Source organism: Piscibacillus sp. B03 (genome assembly GCF_052246295.1).
Lineage (GTDB): Bacteria > Bacillota > Bacilli > Bacillales > Alkalibacillaceae > Piscibacillus.
The window spans coordinates 58116-78377 of record NZ_JBQQCO010000006.1 but is presented as its reverse complement, the minus strand read 5'-3'; the positions used below and the strand labels follow the sequence as shown (position 1 = coordinate 78377).

Here is a 20262-nt window from a genome sequence, read left to right as displayed (position 1 = left end):
TTTATTATTATAATATCGTTTGGGGTGGAAATAGAAATTTTGTTAAACTAGATTTACTCAAACATAAAGGAGCAACTGCATGAAACCATATATAGTAATCGGTGCAGGGATTCTTGGAGCTTCTACTGCTTATCACTTAGCCAAGCATGGTGCCCCTGTTCTGTTAGTCAATAAATTTGATCAAGGTGAGGCGACCCGTTCTGGAGCAGGTATTATTAGTCCGTGGTTATCACAAAAGAAAAATGAAGAGCTGTATCAGATAATCAACAACGGTGCACATTACTACCCGCAAATTATACAAGAACTTGCGAACGATGGAATTACCAAAACCAGTTACAATCAAGTAGGTTCACTACATTTACATAAAAGCGATGATAAATTAGATAAAATGGTGGCGGATGTTCAAGAAAGACGTCAACAAGCACCGAGAGTTGGTGAAGTGATGAAATTGTCTCCAAATGAAGTTGAATCGTCGGTTTCAATCATGTCTAATAGAATGGGAGCAGTAAATATAAGTGGTGGTGCAAGAGTTAACGGTGACTTGATGAAAAAGGCATTAATTGAAGGAGCAATTAAACATGGAGCTAGCGTTATTCAAGGTGAGGCGGAATTAAATGATGAAACTACTGTAAAAGTTAACCAACATAAATATCAGGCAGAAAAAATTATCGTAACCAATGGAGCATGGTCATCACAATTACTTAAGCATGCTGGCATTGACTTTACTGTATATTCACAAAAGACTCAGGTATTACATTTAGAAGTAAGAGACGATGATCCATCAGAGTGGCCGGCCATAATGCTTCCGAATAATAAATATATAGTGGGCTTTGACAATCATAGTGTGTTCATTGGTTCAGCACATGAAGACAATACAGATTTTGATTCTTCCAGTTCAGCAAGTGGAGTATTTGAAATTTTAAAAACAGCCTTTAAATTTGCACCAGGATTAGAAAAAGCAAAATTCATTGAATCAAGAGTGGGATTTCGCCCAATGTTGCCTAATAAAACACCTTATATTGGCTCGCTTCCTGGTCATCCTAAAATCATGATTGCAAACGGCCTTGGCGCATCTGGTATTACGAGTGGACCGTATCTTGGAAAGGAATTAGCTAAACTTGTACTTAAAGAAAGTGATTCTTAAGTAGATTTATTAATTGATTTCAAAGCATCTGCTACAGTTTGATAAATTTTCTTGTCGCCTAAATTAATATTCAATGATATAGCTGTCATAGCAAGTTGCTTATGAATTCCTGTAAAAATAATGTTAGTCCCAATTAATTCCATAGAATTTACAATATCAAATAAATATTTGGCGACTAACTCATTGACATGACCCATTCCAGTTAAATCTAAAATTAAATAATCAATATGTTCTTCTGAAACGTTATTTAAAGTCTTACTCATTAATACAGATGCTCGATCAGAATCAATATCACCTATTAACGGACAGACACCAATATTGTTGTCGACTTTAATAATCGGTACGGAAAGTTCATTAAGTTTTTGATTGAAATTATTATTTTCATTATCAACTTTAGAAGCGTAACCATTTGTGTAACCTGCATTATAATGAAGTATAGTTAGTTCTACTTCTTTATTTAAACGTAGACGTTCGTCCATGGTTAACACGTAATCATCATTTATGTTGGAAATATAGTTCCAAATTCCTTCACTAATGTAAGGGAAAAGCTCTACTAATTCTTGAAAACAAGCAGAATCGTGTTTGCCTTTTTCATAACCAGCATTTTTAACGCCTTGATAGGTTAGTGAACGATCTCCATTAAACACTCTACCTTCAATAATATGAAGAAGGTGATCTAACCCTCTTTTTGTATCTTCATTGTCTAAGGAAGCAGCAACTGTATTTAAAATCTCAGGGTAGTGTTCATATATAAGGCTCCCCGCTTGGTTTAAATGTTCATTTTTTTCCATAATTAGACTCCTTCCTAGAGATAATAAAAAATATCTCCTTATATTAATTTTAAAGGATTAAAAGTTTTATAAAAGAGGTATTTTTTAATGTACTAGGAGGAGGTTCCAGTTATGGATCGTGATTTAGAAAATATTAAAGTAACGTTAGATGTCGTGTGTGGAAAGTGGAAAGCAGTTATTTTATTAAAATTATATGAAGGTAATTTAAGGTTTGGAGAAATTAAAAGAAGTATACCGTTAATAAAGCATCAAACCTTAATTAAACAACTTAAAGAATTAGAACAAGATGGTTTGATATCAAAAACAACATACCCAGAAGTACCGCCGAAAGTTGAATATGCTTTAACAGAATACGGTAGACCTTTAAAACCATTATTAGAAATGATGGTTGAATGGGGAGAATTACACAGTGAACAGAAAACAACCTCATAATATTCAGGGGTGAATCATCGTTAATTTTGATGTATAGTAGTAGGGTGAAAAATCAGTTAAAAGTCAAAGGAGAATTATACTAATGTAAGTTAAAATCCCAAATCAAAAGACAAATTATATATTTATAAAGAAGGGATTTTGTGAATGTCAATTACAGAAGAAATGAAAAAACGTCGTACCTTTGCGATTATTTCTCACCCTGATGCTGGTAAGACAACATTAACAGAAACATTATTAGTATTTGGAAATTTAATTCGCTCAGCTGGTACTGTAAAAGGGAAAAAGTCAGGAAAATTTGCGACATCAGACTGGATGGAAATTGAGAAACAACGTGGAATATCTGTTACATCTAGTGTGATGAACTTCCCATATAAGGACTTACAAATCAACATTCTAGACACGCCGGGTCACGAAGATTTTAGTGAAGATACGTACCGTACGTTAACTGCTGTCGATAGTGTTGTCATGATTATTGATGCCACAAAAGGGATCGAAGCACAAACTAAGAAATTGTTTAAAGTTTGTCGTATGCGAGGTATTCCGATTTTTACATTCATAAATAAGCTGGACCGTGAAGGGCGAGAGCCTTTCGAATTGCTAGAAGAAATAGAAGAAGTATTAGACATTGAGACTTATCCAATGAACTGGCCTGTTGGGATGGGCAAGCGATTCTTAGGAATCTTCGACCGACAAGGTAAACAATTCGTTCAATATCAAAACAATGAAGCAGAGTTAATTATTCCTTATGAAAATTTAGAGAACCTCGAATACGATGAATTAAAACGTCAAGATGAATATCAAACGGCAGAAGAGGAGCTAGAGTTGTTAGATGAAGCCGGGGATCAGTTCTCAATGGAATCTGTCTTAAAAGGTGAACAAACACCAGTCTTTTTCGGAAGTGCATTAGCACCGTTTGGGGTTAAAACGTTTTTTGATACGTTTATCAATATGGCACCGCCACCAGCTCCAAGAAAAACGACGGATGGAGTTATTCAACCAGATAATCCGGATTTCTCGGGTTTCATTTTTAAAATCCAAGCGAACATGAATCCACAACACCGTGATCGTGTGGCGTTCTTGAGGGTTTGTTCTGGAAAATTTGAACGTGGATTGGGCGTGAAGTTGGCTAGAACTGGTAAAACGATTAATTTAGCGCAATCCCAACAATTCGTGGCATCCTCAAGAGATAATATCGAAGAAGCTTATGCAGGGGATATAATTGGTATTTATGACCCTAACGTTTACCGAATTGGTGATACTCTTCTTGAAGGGAAAGAACGCTTTGAGTATGATGAATTACCACAATTCCCTCCCGAAATTTATAAACGAGTTACAGCTAAAAACGTTATGAAATCCAAACAGTTTAGAAAAGGGATTGAGCAGCTGGTTCAAGAAGGTGCAATACAATTGTTTACGAAAAATAAAGGTGAGTCGTTTATAGTGGGTGCAGTTGGAGAGTTGCAATTTGACGTTTTTAAATACCGTATGAAGAATGAATATAATTCCGAAATACTATTAGAGTCTATCGGTGAACGTGTACCTAGATGGTTACCAGATGAAAAGTTTAGTAAGAATTTATTCGATGAACGAAACATGCTCGTACAAGATCGTGAAGGAAACTATGTTGTGTTATTCAAAAATGACTTTGCGTTAAATTGGTTTAAAGACCAACATCCTGAAGTTGAGTTAATTGATCTGTATGAAGTAAACAAATATGACCAAACTTAATATAGGGTTGATTAAAGGCTGGATCTATTGAGGATCCAGTTTTCTTTTGATTTTAAAATCGTTTAGGAATCCGAAATATTGACAATTGTATGAATTATTTTCCTAGTTAGAGTTTTGGAAAGGGTGTTTAATTTAAAGCGAATTGCCCTTATAATGTTTCACGTTACTAAAACTAATGAAATCTAATTTTTCAGAAGATTTAAATTGGAAGGAGATTAATCAACATGGGAAAACAACGTAGAGGTTTATTTCAACGTTTCCTCGATGGCATTGAAAATGTTGGTAACAAACTACCACACCCCATAACATTATTCGCAATCTTAGCTATATTAGTGGTTGTTATATCAGCAGTTGTATCAATGTTTGGTGTTAGTGTTGAGCACCCTGGGGAAGACTCAACTGTTGAAGTAAAAAGTCTTCTAAGCTCAGAAGGTATTCGTTATATATTTGAAAGCATGGTGGACAACTTTATTGGATTCGCACCTTTAGGTGTTGTATTAGCAACTATGCTAGGTATTGGTATTGCAGAGCGTACTGGTCTTATTAGTGCAGCATTACGTGGATTTGTTCTATCAGTACCAAAAGTATTAATTACAGCTGGACTAGTATTTGCAGGTATTATGTCAAGTGTTGCCTCGGATGCTGGTTACGTCGTATTACCACCATTAGGTGCCGTGATCTTCGCAGGTCTTGGACGTCACCCACTAGCTGGTTTAGCAGCTGCATTCGCAGGTGTATCAGCTGGTTTCAGTGCAAACATATTCTTATCAGCTACCGATGCGATGTTAGGTGAGTTAACGATTGAAGCAGCAGCGATGTTAAATCCTGAATATGCAGAAACGATTAACATTGCTATGAACTGGTACTTTATTATTGCATCTGTGTTCATTCTAACTTTAGTTGGTGCATGGGTAACTGAAAAGATTGTTGAACCACGTCTAGGTGAGTATAAAGGCGACTACCGTGAAGACCTAAACGGATTAGAGCCAATTGAGAAAAAAGGTTTAATCTGGGCAGTTGTATCATTTGTAGTCTCAGTAGTAATTTTATCACTTCTAATCGTACCAGGAGATGCGCCGTTACGCGGTGAAGATGGTGCCGTTATTCAATCACCATTCATGCAATCTCTAGTACCTGTTATTACGATCTTATTCTTCGTACCAGGTCTTGTTTATGGTATGGTTACGAAAAATATTAAAGACGATAAAGACGTTGCGAATCAGTTATCAGACACAATGGCGTCAATGGGTATGTTCATTGTGTTAGCATTTACAGCTGGTCAGTTCGTAGCTTACTTCGCTGAAACAAATATGGGAATTGTACTCGGTGTGTTAGGTGCAAACTTCCTAGAGTTCTTGAATTTAAGTAGTATGCCGTTCTTACTATTAATTTTATTTATTCTAGTAGTAGGGGTAATCAACTTATTCATTGGAAGTGCGTCAGCTAAGTGGGCGATGTTAGCACCAATCTTCGTTCCGATGATGATGCAATTAGGTTTATCACCAGAGCTAACACAAATGGCTTATCGTATTGCAGACTCATCAACGAATATCATTACACCATTAATGACTTATTTCGCGATCATCATTGCATTTGCACAGAAGTATGATAAGAAAATGGGTATTGGTACGATGATTTCAGTTATGTTCCCATACTCAATTGCGTTTTTAATATTCTGGACAATCTTATTGTTCGTATGGATGTTATTAGGTATCGACTTGGGTCCAGGTTCATCATTCTTCTATAATGGATAAAAAGTATGAAAATCTCAGCCCGCGTGGCTGAGATTTTTCTTATATTTACAACAAACGTGAAAAGGATTCGTGTGTCACTAAAATAATTATAGTAATAGAAGAAGCCTTGATCCTAATTGGATCAAGGCTTGTCTATTATTCAGCGTCTTCTTCTTCAGTTTGATCGTCTGGATGCTCACCATCTAAGTAACCAAAGTTTAATTCATCAACTAACCACTCGCCGTCTTCTTTTAGAAGTTCGTAAGTGTAGTCACCACGGTTCTCTTCAGCATCTCCAGCAATTCTAAAATTGTAGAATTTCTGGCTGTCTCCCATTGAATAGATGTTAAATTCTTCTGCATCAACTGTTACTGTGTAATCACGATCTAACCAAGTTAGTTCGCCGTCGTTTTCTTCAACAACTCTTTCAGCTATGTCTGTAGCAAAAGCTTCTGTTACTTGAGCGTTCTCTAAGAAATAGTCAGCTACTTCTTCAACTGAAGTGAATTCTTCTACTGATGTACCATCAACATAATCAGCTTGGAATTGTTCCATAGCTTCATTGTAAGAATTCATTGCTTCTTCAACTAGTTCATCATCGCTAGCCTCAGCAGTTTCTTCAGAGTCTCCTTCTTCTTCTGTGTTTTCAGTTTCTTCGTTATTTTGTTCAGAACCAGTATTTGATTCCTCGGTTTCTGCGTTGTCATTACTTCCACATGCTGCCAAAATTAGCATTAGAGATGCTAATAAAATTACTAAATAACGCATGAAACTCCCTCCCTTTATGTGTGTATATTTTTGACTCCGAGAAAAATTATATCGTGTGTCGAAATAAAAATCAATAAAAAACACTCTGAAATTCGAAAAAGTTTTACAATTTTCGACAATATTCCCTTAAAGTTTAATCTCATAAAAATGTGGTATGTGAATTTTACAACGTTATTCAAATGAACTATTTAGAGGAGGTAATGAGATGAAAAGGGGAAAGTTATTTAAAAGTTGGAGGTTAGTAGATTATAAAATTTTCTTACCTTCATTTCTATTGATTGTTCTTATAAGTATTCCATTCTCTGTTTATGAATCGGAATCATTAGAATTACTTAACAACATTTTTGATCAAATAGTTAATGGGTTTAGTTGGGGGTACATATGGTATGCCCTTATTTTGTTAGGAGCAGGCTTGTATTTTTCATTTTCAAAGTACGGAAATGTTGTGTTCGGTGATCCGAATGAAAAGCCTAGATTCACAATGTTTCAATATGCATCTATCTTAATTGCGATGGGTGTTGGGTCCACAATCATGAGAACGGGGGTGGTGCAGTGGACGCAAGTAGCCATTGATCCACCATTTGGATTGGAACCTGGTTCACAAGAAGCATTATTATGGGGAAATGCCTATAGTATGTTTCTGTGGAGCTTCCAGGTATTTGCGATTTTTGTAATGGCAGCGCCTGCTATGGCTTATGTCATTCACGTAAAGAAGAGACCTCTAATGAGAATATCAGAAGCTTGTCGTGTCATTTTTGGTGATCGTTTTACGGATGGTGTAGGTGGTAAGGTTATAGATATTCTATTCTTAGTTAGTATTTTATCTGGAGCAGCTGTCACATTAGGTCTTGGGACTCCTATCATTACATCGAATTTATCAGCGTTGCTAAATATAGAGGTTACATTTGGATTAACCATGATTGTAACTATTATTTGGGTATTCTTATTTTCGGTTAGTGCTTATTTAGGTATTGAAAAGGGGATTAAGCGTCTCAGTACGTTTAATATTTATCTTGCAGGCGGTTTAGCTGTTTTTATTTTAATTGCAGGGCCTGGTGTATTCATTTTAGATTATTTTACAGATACAGTAGGTCACCTATTGAATAATTATTTAAGCTTATCGTTTTATACGGAATCCGTTGCTATAGATCAAACTTCTCATATACAAAGCCATATGATTTTTTGGTTTGCTTATAGTGCAACTTGGGCTATGCTGCACAGTGTTTTTGCAGCAAAAATTTCTAAAGGTCGTACAGTAAAAGAGATGATTCTAACTTACTTATTAGCACCTACAGCTTTATCATGGGTTGCAACAGGTATTCTAGGTGGTTTAGGCGTTCATTCTTATTTAAATGGAGACATCGATGTGTTAAATCGTGTTGAGGATACAGAGCCCGTAAATGTTATTCCTCATATTCTTTCGGCTTTACCTTTATCAAGTATTATTATGGTCATCTTTATTATAGTTGCTATGATCTTTTTAACCACTACGCTAGACTCAACAACGTATACCATTGCAGCTTATTCAGGCAAAAGAGATATGAGTAAGTATGAACCCTCTAAAAATTTAAGAATATTTACGGCTGCTATCATTACAGTGCTAGCGTTAATATTAATGCAAATCGGTGGTTTAGCACCATTAGAAGTTATCTCGGGCTTGATGGGATTACCAATCATTATTATTCAGTTCTTAACCATTTACGCAGCTAAGAAAATGATGGATGAGGACAAAGCGTGGATTCACAATGTAAGGAAATAAAATCTTAGAATAGAAAAGACCTCAATAGACAAAGACAAGTCTATTGAGGTCTTAATTTTTTATCTAAATAAATCTAAAAGCTTCTCCCAAAAGCCTTTTTCCTGTTCTTTTTCTGCTTCTTCAACTTCTTCTTCATCTTGTTTGATGCTATCTGTTTTAATAACAAATTGCACGGTTTCTACTTTTTCATTTTTAGGTGAAACGAATGAAACAGGTTCGAAATCTGATTTGTCATATTCGTTAATCATATTATCTATTTCATCCTGCATTTGTTCAGGTAAATCAGCTGTCGAATCAGCTAATTCAGACGTACCATTGTGCAAATCTTGTGCACCATCTTCAAGTTCATGAGTTCCATTTAAAAGTTCAGTCATTCCACTGTGTATATCACCATACGAATTAGAAAGTTGTGACACGCCATCAGTGTATTCGACCAAACCTGAATGGAAAGTTTTATAATTTGAAGATAAAGTATTCAAGCCTTCTTGGAGCTCCTGCATGGACTGAGCAACATCCATATTCTCTAAACTTTGACCCAATTCATCTGCCATCGTAGTTAAATTCGCCCTCATTTCACTAAGAGACTTAGTGACAGTGTCTAAAGTTGATGGAACAGCCGCAAATGCTTGTTGCACCTCTTGATAAATGCCTTTAGCTGTACGAGCTGCCTTATAAGTTTCCGCTAATTGGTTAACGACTTCTGGGTCTGCTCCACTTTGAATGAGTTCTTGTATTTGATCTTCATTAATATTGTACTCTGGGATTTGCTCCATTGAACCATTTAAGGCTTGATAAGCTTGTTGATAGTTATCATTTAATTCTTCTAAACCTTGTTCGGTTTCCTTAAGGCCATCCGCAATTTGGTATAGTCCTTGTTGTAGTTGTTCTAGTTCACCAACGTTCATGTTTCCAGAATCACTATTTAATGAACTGCTAATTTCTTCTAGAGCATGGTCAATAGACTGAGAACCTTCAATTAATTCTGATGATTCTTGAGCCAATTGATTTATACCATCCTGGTAATCTTTAGAACCACTTTGTAATTGCTGGACGCCATCGTTTAACTCAGCAATCCCGTTCTTCAATTCCTCAACACCATGATTAACTTCTTCAGTGGCTTCTGATAATGAACTCATCTCAGCTTTCATATCATTAGCATCCGGTGAATCAATTGACATTGAAGAAGGCATAGCATTCAATTCAATACCTTCCATTTCAAAGTCTTCAGCCTGAGCCTCAACAGTGAAGTCACCATTCTTTTCTGGCATGACAGTAAAAGTCACTTGTTTGTTTTTGCCAGCTGTTGCGATGTTACCATCAGGTGCATTTATATTACTAAAACGTTCTGAATCTAAAGTTAATGAGATTTGTAATAAGTAATTTTCATAATAAATTTCATCTGCTTGGTTGTTAGCTTCAGTAGTGATGTGAATAGCCACTTGACCATCTTGACCAACTAACTCTTCAGGTGTTACCTCGCGACCATTAAGAGTGTAAGTTATATCAAAACTCCATGGTAAAGTTTTGTCATCTAGCGTTCCTTGGTAATAAAATTGATCACCATCTGCTATAAACTCAACCTCTTGATCCTGCATGTTGATTCCATGTAGGTTAGATAAATTCTCCACTTTCGTATATGGGCCATAATCTTTAATTTTTCCAGGCTCTGTTATATTAAAATTATTTACGATATACATATTTTTCTGTTCACCAAAGGCATTAAGAGTGGTATATACAACTTCATGCTTCTCGGAGAAATTTCCCTTACCTTCAGGAACTTCTGGATCTGTTGAATTTTGAGTTGTTGCCGAGACTAAAAATGTTGGTAATATCAAAAAAACTGTTGTGATGATCGCGATTATTCGTTTCAAACTCATCACCCTTTCTCTTTATAAAAATTAGATTTTAGCGTTGTTTTTTCAACAATTTTATCAAACACTAGTAACATCGCAGGGAGGAAGAAGACAACTAAAACAAATGCCAGTAGAGCACCTCTTCCTAACAACATACCAATTGATGAAACTATTGGATTAGTTGAAGTGAACCCTAATATGAACCCAACACTTGATAAGATTGATGCAGATATAAAGATCGCAAATGTCTTATCATCAATTGTTTTCTTCATTGCTTGATAAGCAGGCATTTTTTGACGTACTTTCATAAAGTATTCAGTAAATAAGATTCCATAATCGACTGTCGCAGCTAATTGGACCGTGCTGATAATTAAGTAGCCAACATAAACTAACGGTGACCCGTTAAAGTATGGTACTGAAAGGTTGATCCAAACAGCTGATTGAATCGTTAACAATAAAACGACAGGTATGGAAATGGACTTAAATGTTATGAGTAACACAATTGCAATGGTCGCTACCGTTAAAATGTTAACGAGTTTGTTATCTTGTTCAACAACCTCTTTCATATCATATAATGTCGCACTATTACCTAATAAATGTGCTTCATCATAATATGAACCTGTAGTTTCTCTCACACTCTCAACAAGTGAGAATGCAGCTTCACCTTCTGCATCTGTTTTTGTGTAGACGGTGATACGACTATAATTGTCTGAATAAAACTGCTCAATCATAGAGTCTTCTAAGTAATTAATTGGAATAGCTGAGCTAACTGTATTCACATAAGAAAAAATGCTTGATACATATGGTAAACTTTCTAAATCTTGAACCAATTCCTCTTCCTTAGCTACATCACCTTTAGGCACTAGTATAACCATAGGTGTATTCTTGCCGAACTCTTCTTCAATGGCACGTTGGTCCTCACCTGCACGAGTTGATTCAGGATGTTCACCAAATCCATAAATAAAAGAAGTTTGGCTCTGCGCTAGAAATGCGGGAACCATGATAATTAATACTAATAACAAGGGAGGTATTCTTACCTTTAGCACGCGTTTCCCGACGTTTTTAAAATCAGGAATAAACTGACGGTGTTTAGTTCGATCAATCCACTTATAAAACGTTAATGTTAGAGCAGGTAGAAAGATCATAACACTTAAGAAGCTTAATAATATCCCCTTAACTAAGTTGATACCTAAGTCTGCTCCAATGCCAAATTCCATGAACGCTAAAGCCATGAAGCCAAAGAAAGTCGTACTAGCACTTGCTATAATCGCAGGGAATGACTGCTTCATTGCCAGTCGCATTGCTTCTTTTGGATCTTCTACTTGTTTACGATAATCTGAAAAACTATGCAGTAAGAAAATAGCATAATCCAATGACACAGCTAGCTGCAATATTGGTGCAACAGATTGAGTAATAAATGATACTTCGCCTAAGAAGATATTCGTTCCCATATTGATTAGGACTGACACACCAATCGCTGTTAAAAAGAAAACAGGTTCCATCCACGAAGTTGTAGAGATAATCAATATGATAATGATGATTGGTACTAAAAGGGCAGCCGCATTAAGTGTCTCTGAAGTCGCCATTTTTTGTGAAGTAGCAGTATCTAGAGCATCACCAGTGATGGCACCACTATCTCCAATTAATTCGTATATCTTATCAATCGCTTCGACCTCGTCGCCTTCACGAATGCTTATTGAGAATAAGGCATGATCATCTTGGTAGTACGACTCAACTGTGTCTTTATTAGCAAGCTCTAACGGTGTTTTTAAGTCTATGACATCATCTAACCAAGTAACATTAGTAATGCCATTGATCTCTTCTAATTGAGCTTTATATGTTAATGCCTCTGTTATGGAAACATCTTCAACCATAACGCGAGCATTTTCAATCGGTTCGTCGAATTCTTCCTCCATTAAGTCAGTGGCTTGCATGGAGGGAGTGTTGTCTGGTAAATAGTCCACCATATTATGATTAACTGACACCCCAAATTGTGCTACTGCACTAACAAGAGTAATAATCATAAATGTAATAACAACAAGTTTTCTATGTTTAATTATCTTTTCTGACAGGTCAATAAGTCCTCATCCTCTCTTGCAACACTTTAGAATACACTTTATTATTATATGGACACCGTGTTGGATAATCAACAAACAGTCTAGTATACAATGTTAGTTTTCCGACATATTAATAAAAAATGTTGAGTTTTAACAGAAATGTCATAAAGGAGAGAGGCATTTTATGTCTGAAAAATTAGACCGAAGAAAGAAGTATACTCGTAAAGTGCTGAAAGAAAGTCTCATCTCATTGTTAAATGATAAACCTATATCATCAGTAACAGTTAAAGAGATTTGTGAATTAGCAGACATCAATCGTTCAACCTTCTACACGCATTATTCAGATCAATACGATTTACTTGCAAAAATGGAAGAAGAAGTAGCGGAGGACCTAGTTCAATATTTAAATAGCTACAGTTTAAAAACTGAAGAAGAATCACTAAAGATGACTCAGAAATTAATCGAATACATCGCTGACAATAAATATATGTTTGAAATCTTACTGCATGATAACGCTGACCCAATGTTTGAAAAGAAGATGATAAATATTGCCAAACGTTTTATTATGTTTAATTGGATGGAGGAGCATAATGTTGATTCGGTCTATTCACGATATTTAAGCACCTTCGTGGTTAGTGGTGCAATAAATGTGATTAAAGATTGGATTGACAATGAAATGGACAAAACCCCAAGAGAAATGGCTGAAATGATCAGTCAATTTACGAATGAAGGGTTAAGTTTTTTAAATAAATTCTGATTAAGAGTGATTTAAATATTAACGTGTAAGGAAATAAGTCAAGAAGCTAGTGCCGCCTGTAATGTATAAAGAGTATTTTTGATAATTAATGCACAAACTATTGATAACATTAGTTATTAGGTGGGACATTAATGGACTGGAATTTTATTTGGAAAGCAATCTAAATTGTCATTGTAGGTACAGCTCTATTGCGTATTGGAGGCAGAAAAACAATATCGCAAATGACATTAGCTCAAACAGTGATTATGATTGCAATTGGTTCACTCCTAATACAACAAGTTTCAGGAAGGAATTTAGGCGTTACCTTTCTTATCGGTGGGGTATTAGTTGGAACATTAATTATCATGGAGATTCTTCAATTAAAATCTGATTGGTTAGAAAAGATTATAACTGGTAAATCAAAAGTAGTAATTGAAAACGGAACAATTAATGAAAGAAACCTGGCTAAGGTTAGGATGACAGTTGATCAATTAGAAATGAATATAAGGCAAAAAAACGTTACGAAGTTAAGTGATGTCAGCTACGTTACAATTGAACCCAACGGTCAAATTGGATACATGTTGAAAGAAGAAGCACAGCCAGTGACGAAGAGAGAGTTTCAACAATTAATTAAACTAATTAGTTCGAATCAACAACTCATACAACAAATTAATCAGCAAAATAGCCAAAATAACGAAGAAAATATTTTTAAGGAAGTAAGTAAGCATGGCCACAAGAAGGAACCACCTCAGCACCTACAATAAAAAACAAATTTTAATTGATGTTAAAAAAAATTCAATAATCTCTATGTAATCTTTGTAATGTTATAGTAATATGTAAGGTAAGAATATGAATCGTTAGTAAATATTACATAACTTAGATTACTGGGGTGAACAATTTGTTCGGACGTACAAAAGAAAACAATTTATTTTTCAAAAACAACCTACCAAATGATGTAAGGATCGATTTATCCAATCATCCTAAGCTTGAAAAACAATTACATATGATAGGTTTAAATTTAGAGGATCTAAAAAGAATTAAATTGTTAAAACCAATTGTAGATGATAATATCGATTTCATTGTTACGAGGTTTTATGACAATATTACAGCACAACCGAATTTACTAGATATTATTGAAAAGCATAGCAGTGTTGAGAGGTTGAAGAAGACATTAACACGCCATGTTAAAGAAATGTTTGAAGGTGTACTTGATGAGGATTATTATGAAAAACGTTTAAGAATCGCCCACGTTCACGTACGTGTTGGGTTGAAGACGGAATGGTATATGTCTGCCTTCCAAGATCTATTAAATTCTCTTGTTAATGTTGTTAAACAACATATAGAGGATTCTAAAGAATTAGTTGAGGCAATACAAGCCATTAGTAGATTACTAAACTTTGAACAACAAATCGTACTTGAAGCTTATGAAAAGGAACACCAACGAATTCGAGACCAATATGAACAACAGAAAAAGGATACTGTAGAAAATATCAGCGATACGTCAGAAAGTCTGGCTGCATTTACTCAAGAAACTAGTGCGGCAATTCAAGAGTTAAATGATCAAACGGCAAGAATATTAAATACAGCCAAAGAAGGTACTAAACTAGCAGAACACTCTGAACAAATTTCCATTGAAGGAAAAAGTCAACTAGAAACACAGGTTCGCAATTTGAAAAGTATTGAAGAAGGTATGGAAGATATATCAAAAGGTTCTGTTGAGCTTAACGAAATTGCAGATCAAATTAATGAAGTAATCGATATGGTTAATAGTATTGCAGACCAAACCAACTTATTGGCTCTCAATGCTTCTATAGAAGCGGCAAGAGCAGGGGAGTATGGGAAAGGGTTTGCAGTTGTAGCCGAAGAAATTAGAAAGTTATCAGATGAAACAAAGCAGTCAACAACTGATGTGTCAGAACTGATTAAAAAAACGAATGGACACATTAATAGCGTTAATAATTTAGTTCAACAAATTAATTCATTAGTTGTAGAAGGAAGCACGAACATGAAACATACTGAGTTATCCTTTGATCAAATTTTAAAGACGATGAAGGATACTAAGGTTCAAAACCAAGAGACAGAGAAGGAACTACTTCAATTACAAAGTGGTATTAAAGAAATCGATAAAGCGTCTCAAGAAGTGGCAGCTTCAGCAGAAAAACTAAATGAGACAATTGATGTAATGTAATAAAGGTTGAGACAAAGTTTTATAAAGCCGAACGTTAGGTATAATCTATACTTAATGTTCGGCTTCTTTTGATTATGCTAATAAGCATTTCTGCATTTAATGATTCCTTCTGTCGCCCTTTCATTCCCAAGTATTCCTTAAAATGCCACATAAAAAGTTCAAGTTTTCTAATATTGTACAACCTATTTGGTGTCTTAAATTTTTACAAGCGCATAAACTGTACTAATCATAGTAGACTTCACAAATAGAATGGCTCGGAATATATTTAATTTTAAACCGACCTTTAAATATTCCAAATTCCTAAAGAAACTGAGAGGAGGCCACCATGGATATTTTAAAAAGAATTTCTGAGCAACGTGCTCATGAGGAAAGCTTACGTTGGGAAGGTACTTTTGCAGATTATTTGAAGATTGTTGAAGAGAAGCCACATGTTGCTGGAACGGCTCATTCACGAGTTTATAACATGATTAAAAGTGCTGGTGTAGAAGAAGGTGAGGACGGGACTTCAGAGTATAAATTTTTTAGTCATGAACTATACGGATTAGATCGAGCAATTGAAAGGCTAGTTGAAGATTATTTCCATTCAGCAGCTAAGCGTCTAGATGTCAGAAAAAGAATCCTATTACTGATGGGTCCAGTTAGTGGTGGTAAGTCGACCATTGTGACGATGTTGAAAAAGGGACTAGAGCGTTATTCGCGCACAGAAGAAGGTGCTGTCTATGGAATTAAAGGGTGTCCCATGCATGAAGAACCGTTACATCTGATTCCGGATGAGCTTAGAGCTGATTTTGAGGAAGAATATGGTGTTAAAATTGAAGGAAATTTATGTCCGTCTTGTCAGCTGATGTTGGAGCGGGAGTATGATGGAAAGGTAGAGGATGTCGTTGTGGAACGCGTCTTCTTATCTGAAGATAAACGAGTTGGTATTGGAACCTTCAGTCCTTCTGATCCAAAATCACAAGATATTGCTGATTTAACTGGTAGCATTGACTTTGCAACGATTGCTGAATATGGATCTGAATCAGACCCGAGAGCATATCGTTTTGATGGTGAATTAAATAAAGCAAACCGAGGTTTGATGGAGTTTCAAGAAATGTTGAAGTGTGATGAGAAATTCTTGTGGAATTTACTATCACTGACACAAGAAGGGAACTTCAAGGCAGGCCGCTTTGCGCTCATCTCTGCTGATGAACTAATTGTTGCTCACACGAATGAGTCTGAATATCGTTCATTTATTAGTAATAAAAAGAATGAAGCACTGCAATCAAGAATGATTGTCATGCCAGTACCTTATAACTTATCTGTTTCAAAAGAAGAAAAAATTTATCAAAAACTAATCAAACAAAGTGATATCGGCCACTTGCACATAGCCCCACATGCGTTAAGAAGCGCAGCAATCTTCTCTATACTCACGCGTTTAAAAGAATCCAAGAAACAAGGTGTTGATCTACTCAAGAAGCTTAAACTATATGACGGTAAAACAGTCGAAGGGTTTAAACTGGCAGATGTTGAGGAACTTCATAATGAATTTTCTGATGAAGGAATGTCAGGAATTGACCCTCGTTATGTGATTAACCGAATATCAAGTGCACTTATCAATACGGACCGTAATTATATTAATGCTTTAGATGTTTTAAGGTCGATTAAAGATGGATTGGATTCCCATCCATCTATTACAAATGAAATCAAAGAGAAGTATCTTAATTTCATTTCAGTTGCTCGTAAGGAGTACGATGAATTGGCGAAGAAAGAAGTCCAAAAGGCATTTGTGTACTCTTATGATGAGTCTGCTAAAGCATTGCTAGATAACTATCTTGATAATGTTGAAGCTTATTGTAATAAGCAAAAGTTAAAAGACCCACTTACGGGTGATGAAATTGAGCCTGATGAGAAGTTAATGCGATCAATTGAAGAACAAATAGGTGTATCAGAAAATGCGAAAAAGGCATTCCGTGAAGAAATTTTAATTAGAATTTCAGCTTATGCAAGAAAAGGTAAGCGGTTTGACTATAATTCACACGAACGTTTGCGTGAAGCGATCCAGAAGAAATTATTTGCTGATTTAAAAGATGTCGTTAAAATCACGACGTCAACTAAAACTCCAGACGAAAATCAGTTGAAGAAGATTAATGAAGTGATCAATCGATTAGTTGAAGAGCACGGTTATACAGCAGCATCTGCCAATGATTTACTACGATATGTTGGTAGTTTGTTAAATCGTTAGATCAATAGACTTGAATAGGAGGGATTTCAATGAAGCATAAGCCAAGTTTCTCTTTATCTCACGAAGACTGGTCCCTCCATCGCAAAGGGTATGAAGATCAAACAAGACATCAAGAAAAAGTGAAAGAAGCCATTAAAGATAACTTGCCTGATTTAGTTACAGAAGAAAGTGTCATACTTTCAAATGGGCGTGAAGTTATAAAAATACCAATACGTTCATTGGATGAGTATAAATTTAAGTTTAATAATGAAAAGAAACAACATGCCGGGCAAGGGGATGGTGACAGTGAAGTAGGAGATGTAGTTGCCCGCGATGGCAGACCACAAAAAGGGCAAGGGAAGGGCCCGGGTGCAGGTGATCAACCTGGTGAGGATTATTATGAAGCGGAAGTTGAGTTCGAACAGCTTGAGAAAATGTTGTTCTCGGAATTAGAATTACCTCATTTAAAACAAAAAGAACGGGATCAAATAATCGTAAAAGATATACGTTTCAATGATATACGGAAAAAAGGTCTAATGGGAAATGTCGATAAGAAGCGGACCTTACTTGAGGCGATTAAACGTAATGCATTAGAAAACAGAGGCAAAAATTATAATATTTCAATAGATGACTTACGTTTTAAAACTTGGGAAGAAGTGGTGCAGCCTAACTCTAATGCTGTTGTCATAGCTATGTTAGATACGTCAGCCTCTATGGGATACTTTGAAAAATATATCGCAAGAAGCTTCTTCTTTTGGATGGTGAGGTTTTTGCGAACTAAATATGAGAACGTTGAAATTGTGTTTGTCGCGCACCATACAAGGGCAAAAGAAGTAACGGAAGAAGAATTTTTCACGAAAGGTGAAAGTGGAGGGACGATTTGTTCATCCGCGTATCTTAAAGCATTGGAAATTATCGATGATCGATACTCACCAGATCGATATAATATTTATCCGTTTCATTTTTCCGATGGCGATAACACTTCTTCTGATAATAAGAAAAGCTTAAAACTGGTAAAAGAGCTAATGGATGTATCGAATATGTTTGGGTATTGTGAGGTTAATCAATATAGAAACAGTGCATCCACCTTAATGTCCGTTTATAGAACCATTGACGACCAAAGATTTCGGTACGCAACAATTAGAGAGAAAAATGAAGTTTACGATGCCTTAAAAACGTTCTTTACAAAAGAAAATGAAGCCGTGAGCTAGGGGGAGAAGAAGATGACCGGAGTCGATCACAAAGAGCTTGAAAGAGCGATTGATGAAATTACAGAGATTGCTGAAGGATTTGGTCTCGACTTTTACCCTATGAGATATGAGATTTGTCCATCAGATATTATTTATACATTTGGAGCTTACGGAATGCCTACCCGATTCTCTCACTGGAGTTTCGGGAAGGCATTTCATCGTATGAAGCTTGAGTACGACTTAGGGTTAAGTAAAATTTATGAATTAGTCATCAATTCAAATCCTTGTTATGCCTTTTTGTTAGACAGTAATAGCTTAATACAAAATAAATTAATCGTTGCTCACGTATTAGCACATTGTGATTTTTTTAAAAACAATGTTCGTTTCTCAAACACGTCACGCGATATGGTTGAAAGCATGTCCGCAAGTGCCGAGAGGATTCGTTCTTATGAGATTAAGTACGGAAAGCAAGAAGTTGAAGACCTTTTAGACGCTGCACTTGCCATCCAAGAACATATCGACCCATCACTATTAAGAGCAAAGATGAATGATAGTAATAATGATGAATCTGAGCTAACTAAGAATAAAGGACCTTACGATGACTTGTGGGACTTGGATGACCCTGAAAGTTTATCCCCTGAACAAAAAAGGGGAAAAAAGCGAAAACGATTTCCACCTCAACCGGAAAAAGACATTTTATTTTTTATCCAAGAGTATAGTCAAGATCTAGAAGAATGGCAGCGAGATGTCTTAACGATTATGCGTGATGAAATGTTGTATTTCTGGCCACAGCTGGAAACGAAAATTATGAACGAAGGTTGGGCTAGTTACTGGCACGTTCGAATTTTAAGGGAAATGGATTTAACAGAGGAAGAATCTATTGAATTTGCAAAATTAAACGCTTCTGTTGTGCAACCTTCAACCACCAGCATTAACCCATATTATCTAGGGTATAAAATGTTTGAAGATATCGAGAAGCGTTGGAATAATCCAACAGAAGAAGAGATGGAGCGTTTTGGAAGAGTTCCAGGTCAAGGGCGAGAGAAAATGTTCGAAGTACGTGAAATTGAAGGGGACATCTCGTTTTTGAGAAATTACCTTACAAAGAATTTGGTTGAAGAGTTAGATTTGTATCTATTTCAGAAACAAGGCGATGATTATAAAATTGTCGATAAGCAATGGGAAAGCGTAAGAGACCAATTGATTCAATCACGCGTCAACGGAGGCTTCCCGTTTATCATGGTTGAGGATGGAGATTATTTAAGGTCTGGTGAACTCTTATTAAAGCATTATTATGAAGGAATGGAATTAGATATTAAATATATAGAGAGAACGTTACCATATGTTTACCATTTATGGGGAAGACCAGTGCACTTACAAACAGTTGTTGAAGGTGATGACGTGTTATTTAGTTATAGTGGCAAAAGAGTACATCGAAAAATACTGACTTAATCGGATGAAGGATGGAACCTAATCTTCATTTGAAATGGAGGCTGGGTTCTTTTTTTGCCTAAAAATGAGGCAGAATGACGATTGGATTGGCTCAAATGTTGATTGGGATGGATTGAATGTCGATAAGGCGGGCTGAATTGTCGATTTGGAAAGCCTGAATGTCGATAGGCGAAGCTCAAATGTCGATTTGGAAAGTCTAAATGTCGATTGGGCGGCTGAATTGTAGAT

Annotated in this window: 15 protein-coding genes; 11 read left to right on the top strand and 4 right to left on the bottom strand. The window is 35.8% G+C overall.

The genetic code is table 11. The features are described 5' to 3' along the window. Positions 1 to 79 precede the first annotated feature (79 nt). A complete protein-coding gene (locus ACTWQB_RS05940; protein WP_443138266.1) occupies positions 80 to 1144 on the top strand; it encodes an NAD(P)/FAD-dependent oxidoreductase in 1065 nt (354 codons plus the stop codon). Here ACTWQB_RS05940 and ACTWQB_RS05935 read toward each other — a convergent pair. Further along, positions 1141 to 1935 carry an STAS domain-containing protein gene (locus tag ACTWQB_RS05935; protein WP_443138265.1) on the bottom strand — a complete coding sequence of 265 codons (795 nt, stop codon included), beginning with the start codon at positions 1933 to 1935 and terminating at the stop codon, positions 1141 to 1143. The two genes, ACTWQB_RS05940 and ACTWQB_RS05935, sit on opposite strands and share 4 nt — an antisense overlap. 111 nt (positions 1936 to 2046) lie before the next feature. On the opposite strand from ACTWQB_RS05935, the gene ACTWQB_RS05930 reads away from it, so the two are divergent. The 3 genes from ACTWQB_RS05930 to ACTWQB_RS05920 all read left to right on the top strand — a co-directional run bounded on the left by ACTWQB_RS05930 (position 2047) and on the right by ACTWQB_RS05920 (position 5849). Then, entirely contained in the window at positions 2047 to 2367 is a 321-nt protein-coding gene (locus ACTWQB_RS05930) for a winged helix-turn-helix transcriptional regulator (protein WP_443138264.1), read from the top strand. Between the two features lie 144 nt (positions 2368 to 2511). Next, entirely contained in the window at positions 2512 to 4095 is a 1584-nt protein-coding gene (locus tag ACTWQB_RS05925) for a peptide chain release factor 3 (protein WP_443138263.1), read from the top strand. Positions 4096 to 4319: 224 nt separating this feature from the next. After that, positions 4320 to 5849 carry an AbgT family transporter gene (locus tag ACTWQB_RS05920; protein WP_443138262.1) on the top strand — a complete coding sequence of 510 codons (1530 nt, stop codon included), beginning with the start codon at positions 4320 to 4322 and terminating at the stop codon, positions 5847 to 5849. A gap of 135 nt (positions 5850 to 5984) precedes the next feature. Here the strand turns inward: ACTWQB_RS05920 and ACTWQB_RS05915 are convergent, their stop codons facing one another. Further along, entirely contained in the window at positions 5985 to 6596 is a 612-nt protein-coding gene (locus tag ACTWQB_RS05915) for a hypothetical protein (protein ID WP_443138261.1), read from the bottom strand. Between the two features lie 205 nt (positions 6597 to 6801). Between ACTWQB_RS05915 and ACTWQB_RS05910 the strand changes: the two genes are divergently transcribed. Continuing rightward, the gene (locus ACTWQB_RS05910) at positions 6802 to 8355 is read left to right on the top strand and encodes a BCCT family transporter (protein ID WP_443138260.1); all 1554 of its coding nucleotides are present in this window, start codon (positions 6802 to 6804) and stop codon (positions 8353 to 8355) included. A 59-nt stretch (positions 8356 to 8414) separates the two neighbouring features. Here ACTWQB_RS05910 and ACTWQB_RS05905 read toward each other — a convergent pair whose 3' ends face one another. Then, the gene (locus tag ACTWQB_RS05905) at positions 8415 to 10232 is read right to left on the bottom strand and encodes a YhgE/Pip domain-containing protein (protein WP_443138259.1); all 1818 of its coding nucleotides are present in this window, start codon (positions 10230 to 10232) and stop codon (positions 8415 to 8417) included. Next, on the bottom strand, positions 10232 to 12232 hold the full coding sequence (locus tag ACTWQB_RS05900) for an efflux RND transporter permease subunit (protein WP_443138258.1): 2001 nt from the start codon (positions 12230 to 12232) through the stop codon (positions 10232 to 10234). The genes ACTWQB_RS05905 and ACTWQB_RS05900 overlap by 1 nt, the downstream gene beginning before the upstream one ends. Before the next feature lie 217 nt (positions 12233 to 12449). Here ACTWQB_RS05900 and ACTWQB_RS05895 point away from each other — a divergent pair, with 217 nt between their 5' ends. From ACTWQB_RS05895 to ACTWQB_RS05870, 6 genes are all read left to right on the top strand, one after another. Beyond that, the gene (locus ACTWQB_RS05895; RefSeq protein ID WP_443138257.1) at positions 12450 to 13022 is read left to right on the top strand and encodes a TetR/AcrR family transcriptional regulator; all 573 of its coding nucleotides are present in this window, start codon (positions 12450 to 12452) and stop codon (positions 13020 to 13022) included. A gap of 221 nt (positions 13023 to 13243) precedes the next feature. Next, positions 13244 to 13765 carry a DUF421 domain-containing protein gene (locus ACTWQB_RS05890; protein WP_443138256.1) on the top strand — a complete coding sequence of 174 codons (522 nt, stop codon included), beginning with the start codon at positions 13244 to 13246 and terminating at the stop codon, positions 13763 to 13765. Between the two features lie 134 nt (positions 13766 to 13899). Beyond that, positions 13900 to 15189 carry a protoglobin domain-containing protein gene (locus ACTWQB_RS05885; RefSeq protein WP_443138255.1) on the top strand — a complete coding sequence of 430 codons (1290 nt, stop codon included), beginning with the start codon at positions 13900 to 13902 and terminating at the stop codon, positions 15187 to 15189. A 325-nt stretch (positions 15190 to 15514) separates the two neighbouring features. Continuing rightward, a complete protein-coding gene (locus ACTWQB_RS05880) occupies positions 15515 to 17413 on the top strand; it encodes a PrkA family serine protein kinase (RefSeq protein WP_443138254.1) in 1899 nt (632 codons plus the stop codon). A 29-nt stretch (positions 17414 to 17442) separates the two neighbouring features. Then, positions 17443 to 18603 carry a sporulation protein YhbH gene (gene yhbH, locus ACTWQB_RS05875; RefSeq protein WP_443138253.1) on the top strand — a complete coding sequence of 387 codons (1161 nt, stop codon included), beginning with the start codon at positions 17443 to 17445 and terminating at the stop codon, positions 18601 to 18603. Positions 18604 to 18615: 12 nt separating this feature from the next. After that, a complete protein-coding gene (locus ACTWQB_RS05870) occupies positions 18616 to 20034 on the top strand; it encodes a SpoVR family protein (protein ID WP_443138252.1) in 1419 nt (472 codons plus the stop codon). The last annotated feature ends 228 nt before the right edge of the window (positions 20035 to 20262 follow it).